At 72.1% G+C, this 15,952-nt stretch carries 11 protein-coding genes; 2 read left to right on the top strand and 9 right to left on the bottom strand.

From position 1 onward, the window contains the following. Positions 1-43 precede the first annotated feature (43 nt). The 4 genes from DMA15_RS27445 to DMA15_RS27430 all read right to left on the bottom strand — a co-directional run bounded on the left by DMA15_RS27445 (position 44) and on the right by DMA15_RS27430 (position 8,364). Positions 44-1,984: an acyl-CoA dehydrogenase family protein gene (locus DMA15_RS27445; RefSeq protein WP_125515419.1), complete on the bottom strand. Its 1,941-nt coding sequence runs from the start codon at positions 1,982-1,984 to the stop codon at positions 44-46. Between the two features lie 235 nt (positions 1,985-2,219). Further along, positions 2,220-3,665 (bottom strand): aldehyde dehydrogenase family protein, encoded by a 1,446-nt coding sequence (locus DMA15_RS27440; RefSeq protein ID WP_125515418.1) that lies wholly within the window; start codon positions 3,663-3,665, stop codon positions 2,220-2,222. Positions 3,666-4,056: 391 nt separating this feature from the next. Then, the gene (locus tag DMA15_RS27435; RefSeq protein ID WP_125515417.1) at positions 4,057-5,817 is read right to left on the bottom strand and encodes a PucR family transcriptional regulator; all 1,761 of its coding nucleotides are present in this window, start codon (positions 5,815-5,817) and stop codon (positions 4,057-4,059) included. Between the two features lie 144 nt (positions 5,818-5,961). Then, positions 5,962-8,364: an ATP/GTP-binding protein gene (locus DMA15_RS27430; RefSeq protein ID WP_125515416.1), complete on the bottom strand. Its 2,403-nt coding sequence runs from the start codon at positions 8,362-8,364 to the stop codon at positions 5,962-5,964. Positions 8,365-8,640: 276 nt separating this feature from the next. Between DMA15_RS27430 and gabT the strand changes: the two genes are divergently transcribed. Together gabT and DMA15_RS27420 are read left to right on the top strand one after the other, a co-directional pair. Next, positions 8,641-9,975, top strand: a complete 1,335-nt coding sequence (gene gabT, locus DMA15_RS27425) for a 4-aminobutyrate--2-oxoglutarate transaminase (protein WP_125515415.1) — start codon at positions 8,641-8,643, stop codon at positions 9,973-9,975. A gap of 129 nt (positions 9,976-10,104) precedes the next feature. Further along, on the top strand, positions 10,105-10,920 hold the full coding sequence (locus DMA15_RS27420; RefSeq protein WP_240659950.1) for a phosphatase PAP2 family protein: 816 nt from the start codon (positions 10,105-10,107) through the stop codon (positions 10,918-10,920). A 1-nt stretch (position 10,921) separates the two neighbouring features. Here DMA15_RS27420 and DMA15_RS27415 read toward each other — a convergent pair whose 3' ends face one another. The 5 genes from DMA15_RS27415 to DMA15_RS27395 form a co-directional block, all read right to left on the bottom strand. Next, entirely contained in the window at positions 10,922-11,389 is a 468-nt protein-coding gene (locus tag DMA15_RS27415; RefSeq protein ID WP_125515413.1) for a hypothetical protein, read from the bottom strand. Positions 11,390-11,539: 150 nt separating this feature from the next. Further along, positions 11,540-12,958, bottom strand: coding sequence for an FAD-dependent oxidoreductase (locus tag DMA15_RS27410; protein WP_125515412.1), 1,419 nt, complete (start codon positions 12,956-12,958; stop codon positions 11,540-11,542). Between the two features lie 43 nt (positions 12,959-13,001). Then, positions 13,002-13,802, bottom strand: a complete 801-nt coding sequence (locus DMA15_RS27405) for an ABC transporter permease (protein WP_125515411.1) — start codon at positions 13,800-13,802, stop codon at positions 13,002-13,004. Next, entirely contained in the window at positions 13,802-14,740 is a 939-nt protein-coding gene (locus DMA15_RS27400; protein WP_125515410.1) for an ABC transporter permease, read from the bottom strand. Before DMA15_RS27400 ends, DMA15_RS27405 begins: the two co-directional genes overlap by 1 nt. Continuing rightward, the gene (locus tag DMA15_RS27395) at positions 14,737-15,897 is read right to left on the bottom strand and encodes an ABC transporter ATP-binding protein (protein WP_125515409.1); all 1,161 of its coding nucleotides are present in this window, start codon (positions 15,895-15,897) and stop codon (positions 14,737-14,739) included. The genes DMA15_RS27400 and DMA15_RS27395 overlap by 4 nt, the downstream gene beginning before the upstream one ends. Between the last annotated feature and the right edge of the window lie 55 nt (positions 15,898-15,952).

Here is a 15,952-nt window from a genome sequence, read left to right as displayed (position 1 = left end):
CGAACGTGGCGTCAGCATTCTTGCGGTGACGCCTCGGCGAGGCTCAGCGGATAGGGCGGTGGACGTTGTCGCGCTTGGAGGGGCCGGGGGCCGCTTCCGCGATCCACGGGCCCTCTCCGGAGGGGTCGATGATTCCCGATTCGAGCCAGGCGTAGGTGCCCGAGAGGACTCCCTTGACGACCTTGCGGTCGAGTTCGTCGGTGTTGGTCCACAGGCGGTCGAAGAGTTCCTCCACGCGGATACGGGACTGGCGGCAGAAAATGTCGGCCAGTTGGTAGGCCTCGCGGCCGTAATCCTCCGTGGTGCGCAGGAGTTCCGCGCGTACGCAGGCCGCGCTCATCGCGAACAGTTCGGCCCCGATGTCGACGATCCGGCCGAGGAAGCCCTGCTTGGTCTCCATCTTCCCCTGCCAGCGGGACATGGCGTAGAAGGTGGAGCGGGCCAGTTTGCGGGCGCCGCGTTCGACATAGCGCAGATGGCCGGAGAGGTCGGCGTGGCCGGGCGGGTGGAATTCGGTGTACGAGCGCGGCAGCTGGCCGGGGCCCGTGACCAGTTTCGGCAGCCAGCGCGCGTAGAAGCCGCCCGCCCGCGCGCCCGCCCGCGCCTTGTCGGAGAGGGTCTTGTCGGGGTCGATGAGGTCGCCCGCGACCTTCAGGTGGGCGTCGACGGCCTCGCGGGCGATCAGCAGGTGCATGATCTCCGTGGAGCCCTCGAAGATGCGGTTGATGCGCAGGTCCCGCAGGATCTGCTCGGCCGGGACGGCGCGCTCGCCGCGGGCCGCGAGCGACTCGGCGGTCTCGAAGCCGCGGCCGCCGCGGATCTGGACCAGCTCGTCGGCCATCAGCCAGGCCATCTCGGAGCCGTACAGCTTGGCGAGCGCGGCCTCGATGCGGATGTCGTTGCGGTCCTCGTCGGCCATCTGCGAGGAGAGGTCGAGGACGGCTTCGAGCGCGAAGGTCGTCGCCGCGATGAAGGAGATCTTCGCGCCGACCGCCTCGTGGTGCGCGACGGGCTTGCCCCACTGCTCGCGGGCGCCCGACCACTCGCGGGCGATCTTCAGACACCACTTGCCCGCGCCGACGCACATGGCGGGCAGGGAGAGCCGCCCGGTGTTGAGGGTGGTGAGGGCGATCTTCAGGCCCGCGCCCTCCGGGCCGATGCGGTTGGTGGCCGGGACGCGCACCTGGTGGAAGCGGGTCACGCCGTTCTCCAGGCCGCGCAGGCCCATGAACGCGTTGCGGTTCTCGACGGTGACGCCCTCGGCGCCCGCCTCGACGACGAACGCCGTGATGCCGCCCTTGTGCCCCTCGGACCTCGGCACCCTGGCCATCACCACGAGCAGGTCCGCGACGACGCCGTTGGTGGTCCACAGCTTCACGCCGTCCAGTACGTAGTCGTCGCCGTCGGGCACCGCCAGGGTGGCCAGGCGCGCCGGGTCCGAGCCGACGTCCGGCTCGGTCAGCAGGAACGCCGTGATGTCGGTGCGGGCGCAGCGCGGCAGGAAGGCGTCCTTCTGTTCCTGCGTACCGAAGATCTTCAGGGGCTGCGGTACGCCGATCGACTGGTGCGCGGAGAGCAGCGCGCCGATGGCGGGGCTCGCGGAGCCGACGAGGGCGAGGGCCTTGTTGTAGTAGACCTGGGTGAGGCCGAGCCCGCCGTACTTGGTGTCGATCTTCATGCCGAGGGCGCCGAGTTCCTTGAGGCCCTTGATGACCTCGTCGGGGATCCGTGCCTCGCGCTCGATGCGGGCCGAGTCGATCTTCGTCTCGCAGAAGTCGCGGAGCTTGGCCAGGAACTCCTCGCCGCGCCGGGCGTCCTCTTCGGGCGGCATGGGGTGCGGGTGGATCAGGTCGAGCCGGAAGCGGCCGAGGAAGAGTTCCTTGGCGAAGCTGGGTTTGCGCCAGTCCTGCTCGCGGGCGGCCTCGGCGACCTGCCGGGCCTCGCGTTCGCTCACGGACGGCTTGTCGGGGGTTGGTGCGGTCATGAGGAGCTCACCTCGCCGCGCAGAGGGGCCACCGGACCGATCGCCCGGTCCTGACCCGGTCGGTTACTGACTGAGCCTTCGGTTCCTTCGGTTCCTTCGGTTACTGACTGGTGCTACTGGATCGTTGGTACCCCATTCGTCCCGGGCCCACCAGTCCTCGCGCAGCGGTTGTACGAGAACGGCCGGAGCCCCCGCACAGTGGGCTCCGGCCGTTGTCCTCGGGGGACGGGGCTGCTTACAGGGCGAGGCCCGTCAGCACCATGACGCGCTCGTAGGTGTAGTCCTCCATCGCGAAGCGGACGCCCTCGCGGCCGACGCCGGACTGCTTGACGCCGCCGTACGGCATCTGGTCGGCGCGGTAGGAGGGGGCGTCGCCGATGACCACGCCGCCGACCTCGAGAGCGCGGTGGGCGCGGAAGGCGGTCTGCAGGTCGTGCGTGAAGACGCCCGCCTGGAGGCCGTACTTGGAGTCGTTGACGGCGGCGAACGCCTCCGCCTCGCCGTTCACCTTCTTGAGGGTGAGGACCGGTCCGAAGACCTCCTCGCAGGCGATCGTCACGTCGGCGGGTACGTCGGCGAGGACGGTCGGCGCGTACGTGGCGCCGTCGCGCTTGCCGCCGGTGAGCAGCTGCGCGCCCGCCTTGACGGCCTCGTCGACCCAGGACTCCACGCGCTTGGCGGCGTCCTCGTTGACCAGCGGGCCGACCTCGGTCGCCGGGTCGGAGGGGTCGCCGGTGACCTGCGCCTCGACCGCCTTGACGACGCGCGGGACCAGCCGGTCGTACACGGAGGCGTCGGCGATGACCCGCTGCACGGAGATGCAGGACTGGCCGCCCTGGTAGTTGGAGAAGGTCGCGATGCGCGAGGCGGCCCAGTCCAGGTCCTCGTCCGAGGAGAAGTCGTCGAGGATGACGGCCGCGCCGTTGCCGCCCAGCTCCAGGGTGCAGTGCTTGCGCGGCACCGAGTCCATGATCGCGTAGCCGACCTTGTCGGAGCCGGTGAAGGAGATGACCGGCATGCGCTCGTCCTGGACGAGGGCGGGCATCTTGTCGTTGGCGACCGGCAGGACCGACCAGGAGCCCGCGGGCAGCTCGGTCTCGGCGAGCAGCTCACCGAGGACGAGGCCGGAGAGCGGGGTCGCCGGGGCGGGCTTGAGGATGATCGGGGCGCCGACGGCGATGGCTGGGGCGACCTTGTGCGCGCAGAGGTTCAGCGGGAAGTTGAACGGTGCGATGCCGAGGACGACGCCCTTGGGGAAGCGGCGGGTCAGCGCGAGGCGGCCCTGGCCGCCGGCGTCGGTGTCCAGGCGCTGGGCCTCGCCGCCGTTGAAGCGGCGGGCCTCCTCCGCGGCGAAGCGGAAGACGGAGACCGCGCGGCCGACCTCGCCGCGGGCCCACTTGATCGGCTTGCCGTTCTCCGCGGAGATGAGCTGCGCGATCTCCTCGGTGCGCTCGACGAGCCTGCGGCTGACGTGGTCGAGGGCGGCGGCGCGGACGTGGGCCGGGGTCGCGGCGAACTCGTCGCGCACGGCGTACGCGGCGGCGACGGCCTCCTCGACCTGGGCGTCGGTCGGGACGGCCGCCTTGGCGACGAGCCGTCCGTCCCAGGGGGAGGTGACGTCGAGCGTGGTCTCGCCGGTGGTCTGGCGACCGGCGAGCCAGAAGGCGTGGATGGAAGTCATGTGAGTCCCGGCCCTTCCGCGGAGGTGTGTCTGGGGGTACGTCCCTCACCGTAGGGGGAGCGGGGGGAGGGGGCGTTTGTCCTACGCGGAGTACTGGCCGGGGGCCTCGCGCCTCTTTGTACTGGGCCGGGGCTTTTTGCGCGGGGTGTTGCGTCTCCCGTCTGTCCTGTGCGGGTCGTCGTCGGGTTCTCCCGCCGCTTCGCGGCGGATGCTCGCCCACCCACCCACCCGTTTGCCCCGTGCCATAGGGCGGAGGGTGGGGGTGGGCCCTCGCGCCTGTTTGGCAGGGCGGGGGGCGGGGGGCGGGGGTGCGTCCTCGCGGATGTTTGGCGGGGTGGGGGGCGTCCTCGCCGCTGTTTGGCGGGGTGGGTGGGCGTGGGGCTTGGGGGCCTCAGTCGGATGCCGTCGACGTTGCCTTCAGGGAGAGCCACAGCTCCATGCGGACGTCCGGGTCGTCCAGGGAGCGGCCCAGGATTTCCTCGACCCTCCGCATGCGGTACCGCAGCGTGTGCCGGTGGACGCCGAGGTCGGCCGCCGCCGCGTCCCACTGGCCGTGCCGGGAGAGCCACGCCCGCAGCGAGGCGACGAGGTCGCCGCGGCCCGTCGCGTCGTGTTCGTGCAGCGCCCGCAGGAGCCCGTCCGCGAAGGCCCGCACCGCGTCGTCCGCGAGCAGCGGCAGCACGGAACCGGCGGCCAGCTCCTCGTGCTCCACAAGGGCACGCCCGCGGCGCCGGGCGACGGACAGCGCCTGCTCGGCCTGCTTGTACGCGGTGACCGCGGCGATCGGCCCGGCCGGTGCGGAGAGGCCCATCACCAGCTCGGCCTCCTCGCCGGAGGCCGCCACCTCACGCCCGGCACTCCCCCGCCCTGCCTCCAGAGCCGCCGCGTACTGGGCACAGGCCCGCACCCCCGCCCCGCCGTCCACGGCGAGCAGCACGAGCCGCTCCCCATAGGGGACGACGAGCAGCGCCTCTCCGGAGCGGGCGGCCGCGGCCTCGACGACGTCCACGAGGGCGGCGAGCGGATCCCCGCCGGCCGAGGCGTCGGCGACCGCGGCGAGGACCGCGGCGGAGGCCGGAGCGGCGGCCTCCCCGGCGCCCTCACCACTCCCCTCCGTCCCGGCCGTACCCGTGCCCGTACCCGTATCCGTGCCCCTGCCCGTCCCCGGCGCCGTCCCCGTTCCCGCACCCGCGCGCACCCGCGCCGCCGACGCGGACGCCGCCTCGGCGACCACGAGCCGGAAGGGCGCGTCGAGGAGCCCGCCGTAGAGGTCCCCCGCGACGGTCCGCGCGTGGTCGGGCTCCCCGGCGAGCAGCATCCGCAGCACGGCGGCGCCGATGCGCTGCTCGGCGGCGTGCAGCGACCGGGAGCGCTCGGTGGTCAGCGTCAGGAGCGCGATCGCGGAGTGCACCGCGTACCGCTCGGCGGTGCCGAGGGTGGAGGCCGTCCCGACGGCGAGCGCGGCCCTCGGCCTGCGTCCGGTGCCGAGCGAGTGCAGCTCCACGCGGTCCTCGGCGCCCGCGACGACCAGGCTCGCGGGCGCCGGTCGCTCGCGCAGGCGTTCGACGTCGGGGGTGAGGCGGGCGGCCCGCCGCGTGGCCCAGTCCGGGGCGACGGCGACGGCTGCGCCCGAGGCGTCGTAGAGCGCGGCCCAGCCGTCGACCTGTCCGGCGAGCGCGAGCAGCAGCCCTTCGGGGCCCGCGCTCAGCGCCTGCCGGGTCAGTTCGCGCTGGGCGGCGAAGCCCGCGGTGACCGCGCGGTACTGCTCCTCGGAGATGGCGGCGGAGACGGCCTTGCTGATGGCGAGGAACGGGGTGCGCCGCGGCACCTCGATGAGCGGCAGGTTCGCCTCGGTGGCGGCGTCGAGCAGGGCCTTCGGGATGTCCGGGTAGTGCACGCCGACGGCGAAGCCGAGGCCGACGACTCCGGCGCCGACGAGGCGCTCCACATAGCGCCGCATCGTCTCCGGGTCCTCCGCGTCCAGCTTGAGCGCGGTGATCAGGAGCAGTTCGCCGCCCTCCATATAGGGCACGGGGTCGGCGAGTTCGCTGGCGTGTGCCCAACGCACGGGGGTGTCCAGGCGCTCCTCGCCCGCGCGCACGGTCAGCTTGAGCGCGGAGTGGTGGACGAGCGAGGCGAGGGTGGGCGGCATGGGACCTTCAGGTCTGCGGATCTTTTGGCCGGTCCGTATGAACGACCTGTGTCGATTCTGCCTCACCGTACGGTGGGGACAAGACGGACTGCCGGGTAACCACGCGCCCCCGCCGAGCCGGACAGGCCCCTCTCGGCGCGCCCTCTACCCCCGCAGATCCACCAGCAGGGGCGGCGCGTGCCCGCCCGCCACCGTGGCGAGCGAGAGCACGGCGTGGCCGGGGGGCAGCGCGTGGGCGAGGTCGGAGGCCGACCAGCGTTCGCGCTCGACCTTGCGCACGGTGACCGCGTCCGTGGTGACCGCCTTGCCGGTGACAAGCTTGCGCAGCGAGTGCAGCGCGCGCGTGACCGGCTGGTCGGCGAAGACCGTGTGCTGGGCGACTTCCTTCGTCTCGATCCACTCGGTGCCCCAGGCCTCGGTGAACCGGCGCCCGTCCCAGGTCGTCACCCCGGAGAAGGCCATCCGGCAGCCGACCGCCGCGTACAGCGGCCCCTGGAGCGACTCCGGCACCTCTCCTATCGTGCGCAGGCCGAGGACGACGCCCGCGTTCAGGGACCGCAGCCGCTGGATGGCGCGCACGCTCTCGTCGGTGAGGGTGCGGGAGGCGTCGTCGAGGATCAGGCAGGCGAAGTGCGGCCGCCGGGCCCGGCTGCGTACGACGTACGAGAACTGGGCGAGCAGCAGCCGGGCCAGCAGCCGCGACGCCTCCTCGTGGCCGTGTTCGGGCAGGTCCACCCTGACCCGCAGCGGGTGGTGGACGACGGCCCGCATCGAGAAGGGGTGCCCGTCGCCGCCGGGGTCGAAGAAGTCGGCGAAGGCGGGCCGGTCGAGCAGGGCGAGCCGGTCGGCGAGGGCGGGGCCCGGGTCGTGGGGAGAGGCCGACTGGCGCATACGTGCGTCGAGTTCCCGGCGCATCGCGGCGTGCTCGCCCGCGGCGAGGCCCGCCTGGAGGGCGGCGAGGCCCGCCGGGTCCCCTTCGAGCAGTTCCCGCAGCACGGGCACGGACGGGAAGCGGCCGTGGAGGGCGCGGTAGGGGCCGAGCAGCTGGGCGAGGGTGGTGGCGGCGCGCCGGGTGTCGACCGCGTCGAGATCGCCGACGAGCCCCTCGGCGAGGAAGGCGGCGGCCTCGTCCGCGTCGGCGCAGTCCGCGTACAGGTCGATGTCGTGCACGGACGCCGGGTCGCCCGGCTTGACCACGACGTCGTACGTGTCGTCGGCGCCGAGGTCCGTGCCCGCCGCGCACACCACCACGACCGCGCACCGCCCGGTGAGGGCGCCCAGGGCGAGCGATTCGGCGACGGGGCGCATGAGCCGTCCCGTCTTGCCCGCGCCGGAGGGGCCGACGGCCAGCAGTGAGGTGCCGAGCACGGCGGGGTCGAGTGCCGCGCCCGCGCCGCGTACGGCGTACGGGTTGCGCTCGTCCTGTGCGAAGCGGCCGATCCTGACCTGGCCGACGAGGGGGTCGTGGACGGCGGCGCGGGCCGGCAGGTCACGCTGGCCGGAGGGGTGCAGCCAGGCGGCGGCGCCGTGCCGGGCGACGGTGTCCACGAAGGTGGCGAGGGCGGTGGGGTCGGGGGCGGCCGGGTCGGGGGCGGCCGTGCGCCAGGCGTGGGTGACGCGGGCGCAGTCGACGTCGGTCATGCGCCCGCTGAGCAGTTCGGCGCTGAGCAGGTCCGCGGCCTTGTCCTGGCCCGCGGCGCGCAGCTCGGGCCAGTGGGCGCGCGGCGGGGCGTCGGCCGGGCGGGGCGGGCCGGCGGGCCGGCGCACGGTGGTGCCCCTGGCCTCGCGGAGCGCCTGCCACCAGCCGCCGATGCGGGCGAAGGGCCACAGCACGGCGAGCGTGATCAGGGCGTACAGGACGGTGGGGACCTCGGGCGAGGTGAAGACGTCGAGGCCCGCGATGAGCGCGACCAGGGAGAAGACGGGGTCGACCACGGGCAGCGGCCGCATGTCGAGCCCGAGGGCGCTCGGCCAGACGAAGACGAGGGCGCCGACGGCGGCGACGGAGGCGAGCACGGCACGGGAGGGCTGCGGGCGCCGCACCACGAAGTGCCGGATCGCGTCGGGCCAGGCGCCGAGGCGCCCCACGGTGTACACCAGCGCGGCGAAGACCACCCCCTCGTAGACGATCGGGGCTTCGTCGCCCTCCCAGCGCTTGGCCTGCATGCTCCCGGCCCACCACCAGTCCCCCGGCGTGAACAGCTTCAGCAGCGCCCACTGGTAGGGGATGTTGCCCTGCCGCCACAGCGACCAGAAGAGCAGGCCGAGTACGGCGGAGATCGCCATGCCGACGACGAGGCGCCGGCCCGCGCCCTCGGTGTCGGCCTCGGGTTCCGGGGGCCGGTAGCCGTAGCGCCAGATGCCCGGGGCCGCCTCGGGCCGGGGTGTGGCCAGCCATTCGGCGACGGAGGCGGCGGGGGTGGGCCCGTCGGCGCCGGGCGGCTGCCGGGGCATCGGCGGGGCGGCGGGGACGGCCGGTGGCGCCGGGCGCGGCACCGGTGCGGCCCGCTGCCCGTCGCGTGCCCCGTGCGTGCCCTCGGTGTCCATGGCCCTTGCCCCCTGACCTGCCGGTCCGTCCGTCGATCCGCGCTCAATCTAGTGCCCGGGCGGGGGGACTTCACCGGTTACGCGCCCGGTCCGTCCGGACGGCCGGAAGGCGGCATGTGTCCAAGTCGGACAAGCGTGCCGCGCGACCCCACCCCGATGGAGCATGACCGTCTCTCCGTCACGCACCTAATCTGCGAGAAAACCCCCCGTCGAACCAGGCGAAACCGACAGCCAGCGTCCGGCGTAGCCGTTCAACCCCAGAAACAGGAGCCCCGCATGAGCGACATCCCGCAGGAGCGCCGCGTCGTCACCGCCATCCCCGGTCCGAAGTCGCAGGAGCTGCAGGCCCGCCGTACCGCCGTGGTCGCCGGTGGCGTGGGCTCCGTGCTGCCCGTCTTCACCGCCCGCGCGGACGGCGGCATCATCGAGGACGTCGACGGCAACCGTCTGATCGACTTCGGTTCCGGCATCGCCGTGACCTCCGTGGGCGCCTCCGCCGAGGCCGTGGTGCGCCGGGCCTCCGCCCAGCTGCAGGACTTCACGCACACCTGTTTCATGGTCACGCCGTACGAGGGGTACGTGGCCGTCGCCGAGGCGCTCGCCGAGCTGACGCCGGGCGACCACGAGAAGAAGTCGGCGCTGTTCAACTCCGGCGCCGAGGCCGTCGAGAACGCCGTCAAGATCGCCCGTGCGTACACCAAGCGCCAGGCCGTCGTCGTCTTCGACCACGGCTACCACGGCCGTACGAACCTCACGATGGCGCTGACCGCCAAGAACATGCCGTACAAGCACGGCTTCGGCCCGTTCGCCCCCGAGGTCTACCGCGTCCCGGTCGCCTACGGCTACCGCTGGCCGACCGGTGCCGAGAACGCCGGTCCCGAGGCCGCCAAGCAGGCCATCGACCAGATCACCAAGCAGGTCGGCGCGGAGAACGTCGCCGCGATCATCATCGAGCCGGTGCTCGGCGAGGGCGGCTTCATCGAGCCCGCCAAGGGCTTCCTGCCCGAGATCGTGAAGTTCGCCAACGACAACGGCATCGTCTTCGTCGCGGACGAGATCCAGTCCGGCTTCTGCCGCACCGGCCAGTGGTTCGCCTGCGAGGACGAGGGCATCGTCCCCGACCTGATCACCACGGCCAAGGGCATCGCGGGCGGCCTGCCGCTCGCCGCCGTCACGGGCCGCGCCGAGATCATGGACGCCCCGCACGCGGGCGGCCTCGGCGGCACCTACGGCGGTAACCCGGTGGCCTGCGCCGGTGCGCTCGGCGCCATCGAGACGATGAAGGAGCTGGACCTCAACGCCAAGGCGAAGGCGATCGAGTCGACGATGAAGGCCCGGCTCTCCGCGATGGCCGAGAAGTTCGACATCATCGGCGACATCCGCGGCCGCGGCGCGATGATCGCCATCGAGCTGGTCAAGGACCGTACGACCAAGGAGCCGAACCCGGCGGCCACCGCGGCCCTGGCCAAGGCCTGCCACGCGGAGGGCCTGCTGGTCCTGACCTGCGGCACCTACGGCAACGTCCTGCGCTTCCTGCCGCCGCTCGTCATCGGTGACGACCTGCTCAACGAGGGCCTGGACATCATCGAGGGCGCCTTCGCCGGCGTCTGAGTCCGAGCGTCGGGGCGTGTGAAGAAGGTGTGCGGGCCCCATGACGGGTTGCCGTACCGCCTGTCGGGCCGGACACCTTCTGCCGTACGGTTTTTGCAGATGAGAGAAACACCCCGCCCACAGGGGACTGTGGGCGACACCAGGGCGGAGCCTCCCCAGCCCCGTCCCGGTCGTGCCTTCGCGCACACCCCCGGGGCCCATGGCCCCGGAACTCCTCACCGATCGGATGGCCGCACGCCCCACACCCCCCGGGGCGGGCGGCGCCCCGGTCCTCTCGGCCGCCTCGGAACAACCCCCCCTGTCCCGAGGCGGCCGCCCCTTTTCCTTCTCCTGTGCGCGCTCGCCTTCGCGCTGCTCACCTGGCAGGTCGTCGCCGGAGGGCCGCTGCGCCGGGCCGACGAGCGCGCGGGGCGGGCCGTCGCCGAGGGCGGGTTCCCTGGGCGCGCCGCGGAGTTCCTCGCCGATCTCGGCAATCCCCCCGTCGCCGTGCCGGTCCTCGTCGCCGTCCTCGCGTACGTCACCTGGCGCGGCCGCCGCGCCGGTACGTTCCGCTGGTGGCTGCCCGCGGTGGCCGCCGCCGTCGCCATGGCCGCGGTGCCCGCGCTCGTCGTCCCGCTCAAGGCGGCCGTCGACCGGCCGGGGCCGCCGGGCATGGCGGGCCACGACGGCTTCTATCCCTCCGGGCACACCGCGACGGCCGCAGTCGCCTACGGAGCGGCCGTACTGCTCCTGCTTCCGCTGCTGCGCGGTGCGTACCGCCGCCGTGGGCTGCTCATCGGCTGCGCGGTGTTGAACGTGGCCGTCGGCTTCGGCCTCGTGCGGCGCGGGTATCACTGGCCGCTGGACGTGGTGGCCTCGTGGCTGCTGTGCGGGATGGTGCTGCACGTGATGGTGGCGGTGGTGGGGCGGTATGGCGGGGAGCGGGACGAGGCAGACGGGGCGTAGGTCATTGCTCCCCGCCCTGGGGCTCCCTCGCGAGGCCCGCGGCCGCCTCGTGCATCGCCAGTTCCAGCAGTGCCGGGTCCGTGAGCGTGCCCGAGCCGTCCGGGGGGACGAGCCAGTGGACGCCGCCCGTGGCGCGCCCGGGGTAGGGGACGACGATCCAGGTGCCGCAGCCCGCGCCGCGTACGCCCGTGCCGAGCCAGTGGGCGACCGTGCCCGGCGGCACGAAGAACCCCAGGCGTGAGTCGCCGAAGTCGGCGAGCACCGGCCCCGGGTGGTCGACGCAGCAGGTCAGCACATCGAGCGTGGGATGGCCGAGTTCGCCGGGGAGGATCAGCACGTCCCAGCGCCTGCCGGCGGGCAGGAGCGCGACCCCGTGCGGGTTGCGCTCCCATTCCCAGCGGCAGGCGTCCGGATCCGGCGCCACCGACACGAGCCATTCGACCGCCGACCTCGCCCCCGAGCCAGTCATGGCGGGACCTCCCTTTTCCTGTGTGACGACCGTGCATGTCACAGGTGAGAGGGGCCCGGAGGGCCGGGCATTACGCCGGTTCGGCCACCCACTGGGGGTGCAGCGGCTCACGGAGGGCTGTGGGGCGTACGCCGGATCGGCGGCCGGGGCTCAGCTGTCGAAGCCGAGCCCCAGCTTGTCCATCGTCTTGAGCCAGAGGTTCCGCTTGCCGTCGTTGGCGTCGGACCGGGCGAGCGACCACTTGGTCAGCGCGACGCCCGTCCAGGCGAACGGCTCGGGCGGGAACGGCAGCGGCTTCGTGCGGACCATCTCCAGGCTCGTACGCTCGGTGCGCTCTCCGGAGAGCAGGTCGAGCATGACGTCGGCGCCGAACCTGGTGGCCCCGACGCCGAGGCCGGTGTACCCCGCCGCATACGCGACGCGGCCCTTGTACGCCGTACCGAAGAACGCCGAGAAGCGCGAGCACGTGTCGATCGCGCCGCCCCACGCGTGCGTGAAGCGGACCCCCTCCAGCTGCGGGAAGCAGGTGAAGAAGTGCCCGGCGAGCTTCGCGTACGTCTCGGGGCGGTCGTCGTACTCGGCGCGCACCTTCCCGCCGTACGGGTAGATCGCGTCGTAGCCGCCCCACAGGATGCGGTTGTCGGCGGAGAGCCGGAAGTAGTGGAACTGGTTCGCGCTGTCGCCGAGCCCCTGCCGGTTGCGCCAGCCGATCGCGGCCAGCTGGTCGTCGGTCAGCGGCTCGGTCATCAGCGCGTAGTCGTAGACCGGGACGGTGTACGCGCGGATCCGCTTGACCAGCGAGGGGAAGATGTTCGTGGCGAGCGCGACCTGGCGGGCGAAGACCCGGCCGTAGGGCGTGCGGATCGCCATCCCCGCTCCGGAGGAGGCCAGTTCGAGGGCGGGCGTGTGTTCGTAGATACGTACGCCCTTCTCCAGGCAGGCCCGCTTCAGGCCCCACGCCAGCTTCGCCGGGTGCAGCATGGCGACGCCGTCGCGGTCCCAGAGGCCGCCGAGGAAGGTGGGCGAGTCGACCTGCTCGCGCACGGCGTCCGCGTCGAGCAGGTCGGAGCCGCCCGCCAGGCCGTGGGCGGCCATCTCCTCGTACATCTCGTGGAGTTCGGCGACCTGGTGGGGCTCGGTGGCGACGTCGATCTCACCGGTGCGTTCGAAGTCGCAGTCGATGGAGTAGCGCTTGACGGCCGCCTCGATCTCGTCCAGGTTGCGGGCGCCCAGCTCCTCCAGCTTCTCGATCTCGCCGGGCCAGCGGGAGAGGCCGTTGGCGATGCCGTGGGTGAGGGAGGCGGCGCAGAAGCCGCCGTTGCGGCCGGAGGCGGCCCAGCCCGCCTCGCGGCCCTCGACGAGGACCACCTCGCGGCGCGGGTCGCGCTCCTTGGCGATGAGCGCGGTCCACAGACCGCTGTAGCCGCCGCCGACCACCAGGAGGTCGCACCGGTCGTCGCCGGTGAGGGCGGGCTCGGGGGCGGGCCTGCCGGGGTCGTCCAGCCAGTACGGGACCGGCTGGGCGTCGGAGAGGGACTTGGTCCAACGGGTCATGGCGCTTGGGGCCATGATTTCCACTCCTTCAGAAATCGCGGTGGGGTACGAGGATTGCTTACCGGGACTGCTTGTTGCGGCGCTTGCCGGCCAGCATTCCGGCGAGTACGAGCAGCACGGCGACGAGGAACATCGCCGTACCGATCACATTGATCTGAACGGGCGTGCCCCGCTGTGCGGATCCCCAGACGAACATGGGGAATGTCACGGTGGAGCCCGCGTTGAAATTCGTGATGATGAAGTCGTCGAAGGAGAGCGCGAAGGCGAGCAGCGCGCCCGCCGCGATGCCGGGGGCGGCGATCGGCAGCGTGACCCTGAGGAAGGTCTGCACGGGACCTGCGTAGAGGTCCTGCGCGGCCTGTTCCAGGCGGGGGTCCATCGACATGACGCGCGCCTTGACGGCGGTCACCACGAAGCTGAGGCAGAACATGATGTGGGCGATGAGGACGGTCCAGAAGCCCAGCTGGGCGCCCATGTTGAGGAAGAGCGTGAGCAGCGAGGCGGCCATGACGACCTCGGGCATCGCCATCGGCAGGAAGATCAGCGAGTTGATCGCGCCGCGCGCCCGGAAGCGGTAGCGCACCAGGGCGAAGGCGATCATCGTGCCGAGCACGGTCGCGCCGATCGTCGCCCAGGCGGCGATCTGGAGGCTCAGGGAGAGCGATCCGCACATGTCGGCGACACCGCACGGGTCCCGCCAGGCGTCGGTGGAGAATTCCTGCCAGGAGTAATTGAAGCGCCCCTTCGGCTTGTTGAAGGAGAACACCGTGACGACGACGTTCGGCAGGAGCAGATAGGCGAGCGTGCACAGGCCCGCGATGACGACGAGATTGCGCCGCAGCCAGCGAAGAACGGCCATCAGACGAGATCCTCCGTCCCCGACTTGCGGATGTAGAAGGTCACCATGAGGAGAATGGCGGCCATGAGGATGAAGGAGAGGGCGGCCGCCGTCGGATAGTCCAGGACGCGCAGGAACTGCGTCTGGATGACGTTGCCGACCATGCGGGTGTCGGTCGACCCGAGCAGGTCCGCGTTCACGTAGTCGCCCGCCGCCGGGATGAAGGTCAGCAGCGTTCCGGAGACCACGCCCGGCATGGAGAGCGGGAAGGTCACCTTGCGGAAGGTCGTGGACGGCTTGGCGTAGAGGTCGCCGGCGGCCTCGTGCAGCCGTCCGTCGATGCGCTCCAGCGAGGTGTAGAGCGGCAGGATCATGAACGGCAGGAAGTTGTACGTGAGTCCGCAGATCACCGCCAGCGGTGTGGCGAGGACCCGGTCGCCGTCCGTGACGCCCAGCCAGCTGGTGACGTCCAGGACGTGCAGGGAGTTGAGGGCGCCCACGAGGGGGCCGCCGTCCGCGAGGATCGTCTTCCACGCCAGCGTACGGATGAGGAAGCTGGTGAAGAACGGGGCGATGACCAGCACGAGGATGACGTTGCGCCAGCGGCCCGCGCGGAACGCGATCAGATAGGCGAGCGGATAGCCGAGCAGCAGGCACAGGACGGTGGCGGAACCGGCGTAGAGCACCGAGCGCAGGAACTGCGGCCAGTAGTCGGTTGCCGCGTCCCAGTAGGTGGCGAAGTGCCAGGTGACCTTGAAGCCCTCTTCGAGCGACCCGGTCTGTACGGAGGTCGAGGCCTGGTAGACCAGCGGCAGCGCGAAGAAGACGATCAGCCAGAGGATGCCGGGGAGCAGCAGCCAGTAGGGGACGAGGCGGCCGCGCCTGCGGGGCTTGCGCGGTGCGGGAGCCGGGCCTTCGGGGTCTTTCGCCGGTGGCGCTTCGGCGAGGGGCGTCGTCATGCGGAGGCGTCCTCCTCGACCTTGGAGGCGCCTGCCTCGACGTCCTGGGCGGCGTCGAGCCCGAACGTGTGTGCGGGGTTCCAGTGCAGGACGACTTCGGCGCCCGGGGTGAGGCGGGCGTCGCGCTCGATGTTCTGCGCGTACACCTCGAAGGAGTCGCAGGCGGGGCTGTCGATGACGTACTGCGTGGAGACGCCGATGAAGCTGCTGTCGGCGATGCGTCCGGTGATGCGGTTGCGGCCCTCGGGGATCCGCCCCGCGTCGTCGGCGTGCGTGAGGGAGATCTTCTCGGGCCGTACGCCGGCCAGGACCTTGGCGCCGGTGGCGGTGGGTCCCGTACATCGGGCGGTGGGCAGCGTGAGCTTGCAGTCGCCCGCCTTGAGGATGAGGTCGTCGCCGCTCCTGGCGGCGACCTCGGCCTCGATGAAGTTGGAGGTGCCGAGGAAGTTGGCGACGAAGGTGGTGCGCGGGTTCTCGTAGAGGTCGGCGGGGGCGCCGAGCTGTTCGACGCGGCCGCCGTTCATCACGGCCACGGTGTCGGCCATCGTCATCGCCTCCTCCTGGTCGTGCGTGACGTGCACGAAGGTGATGCCGACCTCGGTCTGGATGCGCTTGAGCTCCAGCTGCATCTGGCGGCGCAGCTTGAGGTCGAGGGCGCCGAGGGGTTCGTCGAGGAGGAGCACCTTGGGGTGGTTGATCAGCGCGCGGGCGACGGCGACGCGCTGCTGCTGGCCGCCGGAGAGCTGGTGGGGCTTCTTGCGGGCCTGCTCGCCCAGTTGTACGAGGTCGAGCATCTCGCCGACCTGCTTCTTCACGGACTTGATGCCGCGGCGGCGCAGGCCGAAGGCGACGTTCTCGAAGATGTCCAGGTGCGGGAAGAGCGCGTAGGACTGGAAGACGGTGTTCACGGGCCGCTTGTACGGCGGCAGGGCCGTGACGTCCTGGTCGCCGAGGTGGACGGTGCCGGAGCTGGGCTCCTCCAGGCCGGCGATCATGCGCAGCGTGGTGGTCTTGCCGCAGCCGGACGCGCCGAGCAGCGCGAAGAAGGAACCCTGCGGCACGGTGAGGTCGAGCGGATGCACGGCGGTGAAGGAGCCGTACGTCTTGCTGATCCCGGTGAGACGGACATCGCCGCCGTGTTCTTGAGCAGTGGTCATGGTGAGGTCCAGATGAAGTCGGGGGGAACGGAAACGCCCCTGAAAGGGGCGCGGG

The organism is Streptomyces sp. WAC 01529, from assembly GCF_003945545.1.
Lineage (GTDB): Bacteria > Actinomycetota > Actinomycetes > Streptomycetales > Streptomycetaceae > Streptomyces > Streptomyces anatolicus.
Note: the sequence above shows the minus strand (reverse complement) of the source record. Positions and strands in the feature narration are given on the sequence as shown.

What these genes read in the sequence shown, in the direction of transcription:
- DMA15_RS27415 (WP_125515413.1), bottom strand. Translation starts at nt 11,389, where the DNA reads ATGACTGGCTCGGGGGCGAGGTCGGCGGTCGAATGGCTCGTGTCGGTG.
- DMA15_RS27395 (WP_125515409.1), bottom strand. Translation starts at nt 15,897, where the DNA reads ATGACCACTGCTCAAGAACACGGCGGCGATGTCCGTCTCACCGGGATC.
- DMA15_RS27430 (WP_125515416.1), bottom strand. Translation starts at nt 8,364, where the DNA reads ATGGACACCGAGGGCACGCACGGGGCACGCGACGGGCAGCGGGCCGCA.
- DMA15_RS27410 (WP_125515412.1), bottom strand. Translation starts at nt 12,958, where the DNA reads ATGGCCCCAAGCGCCATGACCCGTTGGACCAAGTCCCTCTCCGACGCC.
- DMA15_RS27435 (WP_125515417.1), bottom strand. Translation starts at nt 5,817, where the DNA reads ATGCCGCCCACCCTCGCCTCGCTCGTCCACCACTCCGCGCTCAAGCTG.
- DMA15_RS27445 (WP_125515419.1), bottom strand. Translation starts at nt 1,984, where the DNA reads ATGACCGCACCAACCCCCGACAAGCCGTCCGTGAGCGAACGCGAGGCC.
- DMA15_RS27400 (WP_125515410.1), bottom strand. Translation starts at nt 14,740, where the DNA reads ATGACGACGCCCCTCGCCGAAGCGCCACCGGCGAAAGACCCCGAAGGC.
- DMA15_RS27405 (WP_125515411.1), bottom strand. Translation starts at nt 13,802, where the DNA reads ATGGCCGTTCTTCGCTGGCTGCGGCGCAATCTCGTCGTCATCGCGGGC.
- gabT (WP_125515415.1), top strand. Translation starts at nt 8,641, where the DNA reads ATGAGCGACATCCCGCAGGAGCGCCGCGTCGTCACCGCCATCCCCGGT.
- DMA15_RS27440 (WP_125515418.1), bottom strand. Translation starts at nt 3,665, where the DNA reads ATGACTTCCATCCACGCCTTCTGGCTCGCCGGTCGCCAGACCACCGGC.